The sequence below is a fragment of the Stenotrophomonas sp. FW305-C-20-S1 genome (assembly GCF_058783335.1).
In genome coordinates, this window is record NZ_JBYTEK010000012.1 from 103,061 (window position 1) to 114,906 (window position 11,846).

The 11,846-nt window shown below is 66.7% G+C and carries 10 protein-coding genes; 7 read left to right on the forward strand and 3 right to left on the reverse strand.

Annotated features, from left to right (window positions below; all coding sequences use genetic code 11):
• The first annotated feature begins 27 nt into the window (after positions 1-27).
• Both AC3WTC_RS09015 and AC3WTC_RS09020 read left to right on the forward strand, forming a co-directional pair.
• Positions 28-1,305 (forward strand): NAD(P)/FAD-dependent oxidoreductase, encoded by a 1,278-nt coding sequence (locus tag AC3WTC_RS09015; protein ID WP_492711313.1) that lies wholly within the window; start codon positions 28-30, stop codon positions 1,303-1,305.
• A gap of 198 nt (positions 1,306-1,503) precedes the next feature.
• Positions 1,504-3,114 (forward strand): MASE1 domain-containing protein, encoded by a 1,611-nt coding sequence (locus tag AC3WTC_RS09020; RefSeq protein ID WP_229655673.1) that lies wholly within the window; start codon positions 1,504-1,506, stop codon positions 3,112-3,114.
• A gap of 82 nt (positions 3,115-3,196) precedes the next feature.
• On the opposite strand, the gene AC3WTC_RS09025 is transcribed toward AC3WTC_RS09020, so the two are convergent.
• Complete coding sequence (locus AC3WTC_RS09025) at positions 3,197-3,622, reverse strand: hypothetical protein (RefSeq protein WP_243378006.1); 426 nt, start codon at positions 3,620-3,622, stop codon at positions 3,197-3,199.
• Positions 3,623-3,784: 162 nt separating this feature from the next.
• On the opposite strand from AC3WTC_RS09025, the gene AC3WTC_RS09030 reads away from it, so the two are divergent.
• Together AC3WTC_RS09030 and AC3WTC_RS09035 are read left to right on the forward strand one after the other, a co-directional pair.
• Complete coding sequence (locus tag AC3WTC_RS09030; protein WP_059063890.1) at positions 3,785-5,128, forward strand: diguanylate cyclase; 1,344 nt, start codon at positions 3,785-3,787, stop codon at positions 5,126-5,128.
• Between the two features lie 85 nt (positions 5,129-5,213).
• Positions 5,214-5,675 carry a bacteriohemerythrin gene (locus AC3WTC_RS09035; protein ID WP_025875341.1) on the forward strand — a complete coding sequence of 154 codons (462 nt, stop codon included), beginning with the start codon at positions 5,214-5,216 and terminating at the stop codon, positions 5,673-5,675.
• Here AC3WTC_RS09035 and AC3WTC_RS09040 read toward each other — a convergent pair whose 3' ends face one another.
• Positions 5,676-6,956 carry an MFS transporter gene (locus AC3WTC_RS09040; protein ID WP_080149309.1) on the reverse strand — a complete coding sequence of 427 codons (1,281 nt, stop codon included), beginning with the start codon at positions 6,954-6,956 and terminating at the stop codon, positions 5,676-5,678.
• A 147-nt stretch (positions 6,957-7,103) separates the two neighbouring features.
• Between AC3WTC_RS09040 and AC3WTC_RS09045 the strand changes: the two genes are divergently transcribed.
• Positions 7,104-7,757: a hypothetical protein gene (locus AC3WTC_RS09045; RefSeq protein ID WP_258954771.1), complete on the forward strand. Its 654-nt coding sequence runs from the start codon at positions 7,104-7,106 to the stop codon at positions 7,755-7,757.
• A 6-nt stretch (positions 7,758-7,763) separates the two neighbouring features.
• On the opposite strand, the gene AC3WTC_RS09050 is transcribed toward AC3WTC_RS09045, so the two are convergent.
• Positions 7,764-9,260 carry an aldehyde dehydrogenase gene (locus AC3WTC_RS09050; protein WP_492711314.1) on the reverse strand — a complete coding sequence of 499 codons (1,497 nt, stop codon included), beginning with the start codon at positions 9,258-9,260 and terminating at the stop codon, positions 7,764-7,766.
• Between the two features lie 202 nt (positions 9,261-9,462).
• Here AC3WTC_RS09050 and aptA point away from each other — a divergent pair, with 202 nt between their 5' ends.
• On the forward strand, positions 9,463-10,815 hold the full coding sequence (aptA, locus tag AC3WTC_RS09055) for an omega-aminotransferase AptA (RefSeq protein ID WP_492711315.1): 1,353 nt from the start codon (positions 9,463-9,465) through the stop codon (positions 10,813-10,815).
• Between the two features lie 63 nt (positions 10,816-10,878).
• Positions 10,879-11,763 (forward strand): ParB N-terminal domain-containing protein, encoded by an 885-nt coding sequence (locus tag AC3WTC_RS09060; protein ID WP_025875352.1) that lies wholly within the window; start codon positions 10,879-10,881, stop codon positions 11,761-11,763.
• Positions 11,764-11,846 lie beyond the last annotated feature (83 nt).

An 11,846-nucleotide genomic window follows, 5' to 3' on the forward strand; every position in this document is an offset into this window, starting at 1 on the left:
CCCTTTCCCGCTTCTGCGAGGCCGCCGGTGAGCGCCGCCTTCCCGCCCAGCTGGTACGCCAGCAGCCTGCCCGAACCGCCCGAATTGCCGCCGTTGCGCGGTGAACTGCGTGCCGATGTGGCGATACTGGGCGCCGGCTATACCGGCCTCACCGCCGCACTGGAACTGGCCCTGCGCGGCCAGCGGGTGGTGGTGCTGGAAGCGCAGCGGATCGGCTGGGGAGCCTCGGGCCGCAATGGTGGCCAGGCGCTGGTCGGCTACGGCTGCGAAGTGGACGAGCTGGAACGCCAGCTCGGCCGCGAGGATGCGCGCCGCCTCTTCGACTGGTCCCGCGAGGCGGTACAGGCGATGCGCGCGCGCATCGACCAGCATGGCATCGAGTGCCATTGGGTGGAGGGCCACGCCAGCGTTGCCATCCGCGCACGCCACGAGCGCGACCTGCGCGCCAACTGCGAACACCTGCAGCGACATTACGATTACCCGATGCAGTGGTGGGAGCGCGATACCCTGCGTGGGCAACTGGACAGTCCGCGCTACCGCGCGGCGATGTTCGACCCGCTCAGCGCCCACCTGCATCCGCTGGCCTACGCCCGCGGGCTGGCCGATGCCGCGCGCGCAGCCGGGGTGGTCATCCACGAACAATCGCCGGTGACGCGTATTCAACGCGGCGCACATGCGGTGCTGCATACCGACCACGGCAACGTGCGCGCGCCGCAGCTGGTGGTGGCCGGCAACGCCCTGCTGCAGGGGCTGGTGCCTGAGCTCGAGCGGCGCATCATGCCGGTCGGTACGTATATCGGGGCCAGCGCACCGCTGGGGGCCGAGCGCGCCCGTGCCCTGATCGGCAACAACATGGCGGTCTCCGATACGGCCTGGGCGCTGGACTATTTCCGGCTCAGCCATGACCACCGCCTGCTGTTCGGTGGCCGCGCCAGCTATTCTGCGCTGCCGCCGCCGGGCCTGCACCGGGTGATGCAGCGGCGCATGCACGAGGTGTTCCCGCAACTGGCCGACATCCCACTGCAGCAGGTCTGGGGCGGTTATGTGGACATCACCCGCAACCGTGCCCCGCACTGGGGCCGGCTGGATGGGAATATGTACTTCGCGCAGGGCTTCTCCGGCCACGGCGTGGCAGCGGCCGGGCTGGCCGGTGAAGTGATCGCCGAAGCCATCGTTGGCCAGAGCGAGCGGCTGGACGTGTTCAAACGGCTGCAGCATGCGCCCTTCCCCGGCGGACGCCTGCTGCGCATGCCGCTGCTGGTGGCGGCCATGTCCTGGTACAAGCTGCGGGATGCGTTGTGGTGAGCTGATCAGGAAGCGAGCTGAATCTACCGCCCGCCGAAAACTGTGAAACTCGTCGCCGCCGGTATTCCTGTGATGACTTTCTCACTTGCCGGGCCGAGCGCTGAGGCGATTGCATAATCGAACGCGTGTCGATACCGTCGCTAAGAACCGGGTCCCGCGGCGAATGGATGCTGACAGGGAACGTACTGTGAAGGGGTAGTGCGATTGAACTGGTGGAATGAAGGCCTGCAGCTGAAGTTGCGTATCCGCCCGGCGGGGCTGGTCCTTGCGCTGCTGTACGCCATTGCATGCTGGGCGTCGCGCCAGTTGTCGCTCGACCAGTTCTATCTGCCGGCCGGCGTCCGCGTCGCTGCAGTGCTGTTGTTCCCCCCGCGTTGGTGGCCATACCTGCTGCTGGGCGAATACGCCTACTTTGCGCAGATGCGCGTGCCAATGATCGAGAAGTATGGGCTGGCCTGGATCGTACTTGGTTCGGCACTGCTGATGCCTGCCGTGATGCTGATCGTGCATCTCCACCGGAAGATGATGGTGACCACGAAGAATGCGTGGCTGATTTCAGTCGCGGCGGCTTCGGCGCTGGTGGTCACCGCGCTCAATCTGATGCTGGCACACCTTCTCTGGCCGACACCACCCGAGATGCCGGTGATTGCCAGCATCGCACGCTTGGTGGTTGGCGACTTCATCGGCATTCTGACCCTTGCGCCGCTCGCGTTGCTGTGGACACGACGGACCAGCAACGCCCGGTGGACGTCAGGCTTTGCCCCGCCTGCACTCGCCGCCCTGACGATGATGGCGATGATTGGTCTGTATGCCGCACAGCTGCCCTTGGACGAAGTCAATGCCAAGACGTCGATGCAGCTGCTGATGGCGCTGCCAGTCGTCGTGCTTACCTGCCTGTACGGCTGGCGAGGTGCGGCGATCGGAGTGCCCTCGCTCAACCTGATCATCGGCCTCACCACGCCCAGTCCCTACACGGGAGCATTCGATCCAGCCGCCTTCGCGACCCAGCAGATAATGGCGGTCACCGGCGCTGCACTGTTGGTGCTGGGGTCGCGCATTACCCACTACTACCACCGTTCGCGATTGGGCGAAGTGGGTGAAAGGGATGCGCTCAAGCATGCGCGAAATTCACTGGTGGCAAGCGAGCTAGATCTCCGCGAGCGCGCCCGGCACCTGAGGAAACTGGGGGACGGTATCGACACCTCGCTCAGCGAGGTGGTGAACTGGCTCAATGCTCAGGGCCATCCCACCATAGCGAACAGCCTTCTGCACATGGCTTCGGTCCATTCGCGACAGTTCAGGGAACAGACCAGCATGGTCTATCCGGCCGCGTTGGAACATCTCGGGCTCTATGTCGCCCTCCAGGCCGGCGGCGTACGTGAAAGCTGGGACCTGAGCCATCGGGTGATGCGCCCTCGCCTGCTCGGCGATCCCTGCCAGCTCAGCGTCGGCCTGCAGCTAGCCGCCTATCGCGCACTCACCGATGCTGTTTCGCTGTTGATCAACAGTGAATCAGGCCAGATCCGCATCCGCGTACGTTGCGGCCAGACAGGCGGACGCCGCGGCATCCTGATGACGGTCGCACTACTGGATTCATACCGCAACCTGTCACCGTCCACCGTTACCGCCACGGTCGAGCGCTTGGCTGGCCGGACGATTGCGTATGGCGGGACAGTGCAGTGCCATCGGAACCGGATACGAATGGCGATGGTGGAAACGGATGATTCCGCGGCCCTCGGCATGGCATCGTTCAACGCGATGGATCACGTAACGGCCTTCGGGCAGGGAAACTCGCAGACCCAGACCTGACGCCCGGGGTCTGCTCGGCCGCGTCCATCGTGGCAATCGCAGCGGCGCGGAGACCCCGACGCCGCTGCGCTCCTCACTGTCTTTACGGTGTTTCGACCGACCAGATAACGTCGCTGCCGCTGCGGTAACGCACCAGCGAGAAATCACTGGCGCTGTAGATCTGCGAGCGGGTGGCACCTGCCGGTATCTGGATCTGCTGCTGGGGCAGCGAAACCCGGGCCGCGTTGTTGCCTGCCGGCAGCACCCAGTATGTGCCTCCAGCGTTGCCGATGATCAACTGCACGTTTCCGAGCAGGTCATTCACCTGTAGATAGGTGATCCCATCGCGCTGGAATCCAAACAGCTGCCAGCTGGGGTCTTGACTTAGATTGATCGCGGCAGGACTTGCCTGACCCAGTCCAGCAGTTGCCAACGGCTTTCCATGGAAGTCCGACGGACCGCCCGCGAATGCCGGGGCAGCGGCGAGAATCAAAAATGCAGTGGTCGCACCAAAACATGAAAATCGCACAGTGACCTCCAGGTCGAAGTTAACGTCAGGAACCTCCAGCAGATACTAACCGCTTCCCATCCAATCAATGTGCCAGGCGGCGGGTACGGACGTTTTTGTCCTAAAGTTGCACCTGAAACCGCCGCTATCGGTGCCGAGCCCTCCCACGTGAGCCACCGCATCATGCCCGTCCTGCCGCAGGCCGCTGTCGATGGCGACCTGGCCGATCCGCTGCCGCAGCGCATCCTGCTGGTGGAAAATTCCCGTGCCTTCACCGGCATGCTGCGCGAAGCCATCGAACAGCGCCTGGAGCTGCCGGTGGTGGTGGCCAGCTCGCTGGCCGAAGCCGATCGCCTGCTCAGTGAAGAAGGCGGCTGGTTCCTGGTGCTGACCGGGCTGGTGCTGGCCGATGGCGACCGCGACGCGGTGGTCGAGTTCTTCCTCAAGCGCAACCTGCCGACCGTGGTGGTCAGCGGCGTGTACGACGAGGATCTGCGCAAGCGCGTGCTGCAGCAGCAGATCATCGATTACGTGCTGAAGAACACTCCGGGCAGCATCGACTATCTGGTCTGGCTGGTGCAGCGCCTGGAACGCAACCGGCGCATCGCCGCGCTGGTGGTGGACGACTCGCCGTCCGCACGCGGCTATGCCGCCGCCCTGCTTCGCATGTACGGTCATGAGGTGTACGAGGCGGCCGATGGCAGCGAAGGCCTGGCGGCGATCGAGGCGCACCCGGCGATCCGCCTGGCCGTGGTCGACCAGGAGATGCCGGGCATGCAGGGCGTGGAGTTCACCCGCCGCCTGCGCACCCTGCGCTCGCGCGACAAGGTGGCGGTGATCGGCATTTCCGGCAATACCGATGCGTCGCTCATTCCGCGCTTCCTGAAGAACGGCGCCAATGACTTCCTGCGCAAACCCTTCTCGCGTGAAGAGTTCTTCTGCCGCGTCTCGCAGAATGTGGACCAGCTGGAACTGATCGGCACGCTGCAGGACCTCGCCACCCGCGATTTCCTCACCGGCCTGCCCAACCGCCGCTGCTTCCTGGAACAGAGCCAGCGCCAGCTGCCGCAACTGCAGCTGCATGGCCAGTGCGTGGCGGTGGCGATGATCGACATCGACCATTTCAAGCACATCAACGACACCCACGGCCACGAAGCGGGTGACGATGCGCTGCGTGCGGTAGCCCGTGCTGTCGGCGACCACGCGCGAAGCCAGGACCTGATCGCGCGCTTCGGCGGCGAGGAATTCTGCCTGCTGGTGCCGGACATGGAACAGGACGAAGCCCTGCTCTATTTCGAGGAGCTGCGCCAGCGCATCGCCGCGCTGGAAGTGGACATCGGCAGTGCCACGCTGCGCATGACGGTCAGCATCGGCCTGTGCTGCCTGCGGCCGCAGCGTGATGCGCTGCACCGGCTGATTTCCGAGGCCGATCGCCAGCTGTACCTGGCCAAGGCCGGAGGCCGCAACCGGGTCAGCTGCACCACGGTGGCCAGCCCGCTGCGCCCGCGCGAGGCTGCGCTGTCCTGACTGGCATGCCTTGATCCAGATCAACGCCCCCCGTGGGCGGCGCCTCTACAGTCGGCCCCGACATCAGCATGAAGGGGAGCCGGGGATGGCACTACTGGTCTGGCAGGACGATCTGAACATCGGCATCGATGTGATCGATCAGCAACACCGCCGCATCATCGAGATGCTCAACCACCTGCACGTGGCGCAGACCAGCCTGCAGCGGGCAGCGGTGGGCGAAGTGATCGACGAGGTGGTGGACTACACCATGTCGCACTTCGCATTCGAAGAAGAGCTGATGGAGGAGGCCGGCTACCCGTTCTGTGCCGCGCACAAGCGCGTGCATGAGGTCTTCATCAAGCGGGTATCGGAATACCGCATGCGCTTCCAGGCCGGTGAGGACATCAGTGACGAGTTGCGCACCATGCTCTCGCGCTGGCTGTTCAACCACATCCGCGGCGACGACCAGGCCTATGCCGAACAGGTCAAGCAGCACCTGAACCAGTTTGCCCGCGAGCACCAGAGCGGCGGCTGGCTGGGCCGCACGCTCAAGCGCTTCTTCGGCTGATCAGCGCTGGCGGCGCTGCAGGGCGAGCAGCGCGCACAGGGTGATCACTGCGGTCAGGCACAGGTAGTAGCCGACCGCGACCAGCCCATAACGCTCGGCCAGCCAGGTCGCCAGGTACGGCGCCGGGGCTGCGCCCAGAATGCCGGCCAGGTTGAACGACAGCGAGGCACCGGTGTAGCGCACTTCCACCGGATAGATTTCGGCCAGGAACGTGCCGCACGGGCCGTAGGTCAGCCCCATCAGGAACAGGCCCAGGCACAGGAACGTCAGTACCAGCCACGGGCTGCCGGCCTGGAACAACGGCGCGAACAGCACACCGAAGCCGATGATCAGCAGGCTGGCGATGGCCATCGTGCGGCGCGTTCCCCAGCGATCACCGTAGCGTGCCGACAGTGGAATGCCGGCGGCGAAGAAAAGCATCGCCACCATCTGCATCAGCAGGAACTGCTCGCGGCTGTAGCCGAGCACGGCGGTGCCATGGCCGAGGCTGAATACCGTCATCAGGTAGAACAGCACGAAGGTGGCGAACGCACCCAGCGTGCCCAGCAGCATCGGCAGCGGATGGTCGCGCAGCACCGTCCACATCGGCAGGCGCACCGGCGCCTTGCGCTCCAGCGCGCGCTTGAAATCCGGTGTCTCGTGGATGTTCAGCCGCACCCACAGGCCGAGGCCGACCAGCAGCGCGCTGGCAACGAACGGAATGCGCCAGCCCCATTGCAGGAAATCGTCCTGGCCCAGGCAGCGACCGAGCAGCAGAAAGATGCCGGCTGACAGAAGGAAGCCGATCGGTGCACCCAGCTGCGGGAACATGCCGTACCAGGCGCGCTTGCCCGGCGGTGCGTTCTCGGTGGCCAGCAGCACCGCCCCACCCCATTCGCCGCCCAGGCCCAGGCCCTGGCCGAAGCGGCACAGCGCCAGCAGTGCCGGCGCCCACAGGCCGATCTGCGCATGGGTGGGCAGCAGGCCGATGGCGACCGTGGACAGGCCCATGGTCAGCAGCGCGGCCACCAGGGTGGCCTTGCGGCCGATACGGTCCCCGAAGTGACCAAACACCGCCGAGCCCACCGGGCGTGCGATGAACGCCACCGCGAAGGTGGCCAGGGACTGCAGCAAGGCGGCCTGGTCGCTGCTTTCCGGGAAGAACAGGTGCGGGAACACCAGCACCGCGGCGGTGGCGTAGATGTAGAAGTCGAAGAACTCGATGGTGGTGCCGATCAGGCTGGCCAGCAGGACACGGCGGGGAGAATTCACGGGTGGCGCGGCAGCGGTGATCGTCGACATCGGCAAGGCGGGTAACGGCGGATCGACCGATTCTGCCACGCTTGGCCGCCCCGCCGGGGCAATGGTTTCAGGCGACACCGACGCCAACGAATTCTTTCCGGGGGGCCGCTACGCTGCACCACCGGTCCCTGCATGGATGCTTCACCGATGGGTTCTGCCGCCCCGCAGTCATGCTCCGATTCCCCGCTGCTGCCTCGCCTGGCTGCATGGCTGGTGGTGCTGCTGGTGCATCTGCTGATGCTGTGGTGGCTGTTGCATGCGGGACGCATCGCCTTGATCGCACACGACAATTCGCGGATCAGCCTGCGTTGGCTGCCGCCGGAAGCGCCGCCGATGAGCCGTCTGGTTGTCGATGCATCACGGCCGTCGGCTGCGCCGCACCAGGTTCCGCACGCCCCCGCGCTTCCTACTGCGCAGGCCGAGCAGCGCTCAGCGCATGTCGATCGGCAACGCAGCGCGGCTGCGCGCAACCAACCACTGAATCTGAGGCTGCCGGCTGGCAGCATCGATGGTGGCGATGGCATCACTGCCGAGGGTGTGGCCGCAAAGCTGATCGGCCGCCGTGAGGTGCATGCGGCGTTCGCGCCCCGTCGCCCACCTTTCCGGATCCACCGGCAAATGACGCCCGAGCAGATCCTGCAGGGTGTTGCCCAGATGCTCGGCACCTGGCCACCGGGCTACATGGTTGACCCGTGTACGCTGGGCCAGCAGGACATGCATTACTTCCAGAACGCAGTGGAGGAAGTGGACCGGCAGTTGCTGCGCGAGGCGGTGCTGCAGGTCAGTGCAAGCTGCCGGTAGCGCGGTCTACAGCTGGATCCAGGTGGCCTTGATCTCGCTGTACTTGTCGAAGGCGTGCAGCGACTTGTCACGACCGTTGCCGGACTGCTTGTAGCCACCGAACGGTACCGTCATGTCACCGCCGTCCCAGCCGTTCACCCACACGCTGCCCGCGCGCAGTTGGCGGGCTACGCGATGGGCGCGTCCAAGATCCCGCGTCCACAGGCCGGCGGCCAGTCCATAGCGACTGTCGTTGGCCAAGCGCACGGCCTCGGCTTCGTCATCGAAGCCGAGCACCGCCAACACCGGGCCGAACACTTCCTCGCGGGCCAATGCCTGTTCCGGGCGTACCTGGTCGAACACCGTCGGCTGCACATAGCAACCACCCGCCTCCACCTCGGCACGCTGGCCGCCCAGCAGCAGGCGCGCGCCATCGGCTTCGGCCCGGGCGATATCGGCCAGTACCTTGTCCACGTGCGCGGCATCGACCAGCGCGCCCATCGGTGCATCGGCCTCCAGCGGGTGGCGGGGCTGCATGCGTTGGCCGTAGGCGATCACCTGGTGCACGAAGTCATCGCGGATCGAACGCTGCACCAGCAACCGCGAACCGGCGGTGCAGACTTCGCCCTGGTTGAAGAAGATGCCCTGCGCCACGCCCTTGGCGGCCGCATCCAGGTCCGGCGCGTCGGCGAACACCACGTGCGGGCTCTTGCCACCGCATTCCAGCCAGACCCGCTTGAGGTTGGAGCGCCCCGCGTATTCGAGCAGCCTGGCGCCGGTAACGGTGGAGCCGGTGAAGGCCAGCACGTCCACGTCCATGTGCAGGGCCAGCGGCTCGCCCACGCGTGAGCCGTGACCGGGCAGCACGTTGAGCACGCCGTCCGGCAATCCCGCTTCGGCCGCCAGTGCGGCCAGCCGCAACGCACTCAGTGGCGAGCGCTCGGAGGGTTTCAGCACTACTGAATTTCCCATCGCCAATGCCGGCGCGATCTTCCAGCACGCCATCAGCAGCGGAAAATTCCACGGCACGATGGCCGCCACCACGCCTGCGGCCTCGCGCGTGACCAGGCCCAGCTCGTGCGGACCGGTGGGGGCGATTTCACCGTACAGCTTGTCCACCGCTTCAGCGGTCCAGGTCAGGCAGCGCACCACGCCGGGCAGATCGATGCGACGCGCATCGCGGATCGGCTTGCCCATGTCCAGCGTTTCCAGCAGGGCCAGCTCATCGGCGTGCGTCTCCACCAGCGCGGCCAGCGCCAGCAGCACGCGCTTGCGATGGGCGGGGCTGGCCTGCGACCAGTGGCCTGCCTCGAACGTGCGGCGCGCCGAGGCCACCGCACGCTCGACGTCCTGCGCATCACAGTCGGCCACCGTACCCAGTACACGCCCGTCGATCGGGCTGATGCAATCAAAGCGCGCGCCGCTGGCGGCATCCACGCAGCGGCCATCGATGAACGCTTGCGCAGGAATCGCCACGCGGCTGCGCAGGGCCTGCCAGTGGCTGCGGTCGGGGAAGTCGGCCATGGGTCGCTTCAGCAATCAACGTTCCGTGTTTATACCGGCGCGGCCGCGACCCCACCGTGATCGACCGCGCTGCGCGCTCGCCGGGCATGGCCCGGCGCTACCACAAGGTCGAGGCCCGAACGGTAGCGCCGGGCCATGCCTGCCGACAGAACCGTGACGCGGCTGCGCTAGAGTCGCACCCATCGGACCCGACGGAGCCGGCATGAAAACCCCTGCAAGCGACCTGCACGACCTGGCCACCCAGCGCCCCGATTCACTGGACGCGTACTGGATGCCGTTCACTGCCAACCGCCAGTACAAGGGCGCGCCGCGCATGCTGGTACGTGCCGAGGGCATGCACTACGAGGACGTCGATGGGCGCGCCATCCTCGATGGCACCGCTGGCCTGTGGTGCTGCAATGCAGGGCACGCGCGCCGACGCATCGTCGACGCGATCGCCGAGCAGGCCGCCACCCTCGATTACTCGCCGGCCTTCCAGATGGGTTCGCCGCCGGCCTTCGCCCTGGCGCAGCGATTGGCGGCACTGGCCCCGGCCGGGTTGAACCACGTGTTCTTCACCAGCTCGGGTTCGGAGGCGGTGGATTCAGCGATGAAGATCGTGCTGGCCCACCACCGCCTGCGCGGCGAGGGACAGCGCACGCGTTTCATCAGCCGCGAGAAGGCCTACCACGGGGTCGGCTTCGGCGGCATGGCACTGGGCGGGCTGCCCAACAACCGCCGCCAGTTCGGCCTGCAGCTCGGCGGCGTGGACTACCTGCGGCATACCCTGGACCTGTCACGCAATGCGTTCAGCAAGGGCCTGCCACGCCAGGGCGCCGAGCTGGCCGACGATCTGGAACAGCTGATCGCCCTGCACGATCCGTCCACCATTGCCGCGGTGTTCGTTGAACCCATCGCCGGCTCGGCCGGGGTGATCCTGCCGGCGCCGGGCTATCTGCAACGACTGCGCGAGATCTGCGACCAGCACGGCATCCTGCTGGTGTTCGATGAGGTCATCACCGGCTTCGGCCGGGTTGGCATGGCGTTCGCCGCACAGCGTTTCGGGGTCACGCCGGACCTGTTGACCTTCGCCAAGGGCGCCAGCAACGGCGCGGTGCCGCTGGGAGGCGTGCTGGTCGGCGACAGCGTGCATGCCAGCTTCATGCAGGGTCCGCCACAGGCCATCGAGCTGTTCCATGGCTATACGTATTCGGGCCACCCCTTGGCCTGCGCGGCGGCGTTGGCCACGCTGGACATCTACGCCGAGGAACGGTTGTTCGAGCGCGCGATCGAGCTGGGCGAATACTGGCAGGAGCGCCTGCACGCCCTGCAGGGGTTGCCGAACGTGATCGACATCCGCAACTTCGGCCTGGTCGGTGCGGTGGAGCTGGCACCGCGCAAGGACGCCCCCGGCAGCCGTGGCTACGAGGTGTTCCGCCGCTGCTTCCACGACGGGCGCCTGCTGGTGCGCTGCACCGGCGACATCATCGCGCTGTCACCGCCGCTGATCGTGGACAAGGCACAGATCGACCAGATCACCGGCACCCTGGGCGAGATGATCCGGGCCACCGCCTGAGGCCAGGGCGGTGCTGGCGAGCAGGTACAATGGGCGGTTCCGCTCCTGCCTGTTGCCGTGCCCATGAACATCGTCGTCAAAGAAGAACTCAAGGCCTACATCGACCCGCTCACCGCCGACGAACACGAGGCGCTGGAGCGCAGCATCCTCGCCGAAGGCTGCCGCGATGCGCTGGTACTGTGGGGCGACGTGCTGGTGGATGGACACAACCGCTTCGGCATCTGCCAGAAGCATGGACTGCCGTTCAACACCGTGCAGAACACCCGCTTCCAGAGCATGGAAGACGTGCACCTGTGGATGATCGAGCAGCACCTGGGCCGGCGCAGCGTTTCCGATTTCCAGCGCGGCGTGCTGGCCCTGCGCAAGCGCGACATCCTGTCCGCGCGCAAGCAGGTCGAACAGGCGCAGCTGCAGCGCGAAAGCGACGGCACCGCCGAGCCTGCCGACGAGGCCGGCGAAGACAGCCCACCGTGGGAACCGGCGCCGAAGATCAGCCGCGCCGAACTGGCTCGCGAAGCCAAGCTGAGCACCAGCCAGGTAGGCATGATCGAGCGCATCCACGCCCAGGCCGCGGCCGAGGTGGTGGAAGCGGTGAAGGCCGGCATGATCTCGATCAGCGCCGCCGCCGCCGTGGCCGACCTGCCGGAAGAAGAGCAGCGCGCGGCGGCTGCCGGTGGCAAGGATGAACTGAAGCAGGCTGCAAAGCGCGTGCGTGAGTCCAAGCGCAAGCCGCGTGCGCCGAAGCCTGAACCGGAGTCGGCGGAAATGGACTTCGAAGAGGCCAACGAGGATGAGATCGCCAGCCGCGATGCCGAGGTGCTGGCCGCGCTGGAGCAGCTTGGCGAGGATGCCCCGGCGCTGCGCCGCCGCGTGGTTGCCCTGACCCGCGAGAACGACACCCTGCGCGCACAGCTGGCCCACCTGCGCAGGCAGCTGGAAACGCTCTGAGCATCCCCCGGTAGTGGGGGGGGGGGGGGGGGGGGGGGGGGGGGGGGGGGGGGGGGGGGGGGGGGGGGGGGGGGGGGGGGGGG

Coding starts and splice junctions, on each gene's coding strand:
- AC3WTC_RS09035 (WP_025875341.1), top strand. CDS start 5,214: ATGGCACTACTGGTCTGGCAGGACGATCTGAACATCGGCATCGATGTG.
- AC3WTC_RS09045 (WP_258954771.1), top strand. CDS start 7,104: ATGGGTTCTGCCGCCCCGCAGTCATGCTCCGATTCCCCGCTGCTGCCT.
- AC3WTC_RS09040 (WP_080149309.1), bottom strand. CDS start 6,956: ATGTCGACGATCACCGCTGCCGCGCCACCCGTGAATTCTCCCCGCCGT.
- AC3WTC_RS09050 (WP_492711314.1), bottom strand. CDS start 9,260: ATGGCCGACTTCCCCGACCGCAGCCACTGGCAGGCCCTGCGCAGCCGC.
- aptA (WP_492711315.1), top strand. CDS start 9,463: ATGAAAACCCCTGCAAGCGACCTGCACGACCTGGCCACCCAGCGCCCC.
- AC3WTC_RS09030 (WP_059063890.1), top strand. CDS start 3,785: ATGCCCGTCCTGCCGCAGGCCGCTGTCGATGGCGACCTGGCCGATCCG.
- AC3WTC_RS09060 (WP_025875352.1), top strand. CDS start 10,879: ATGAACATCGTCGTCAAAGAAGAACTCAAGGCCTACATCGACCCGCTC.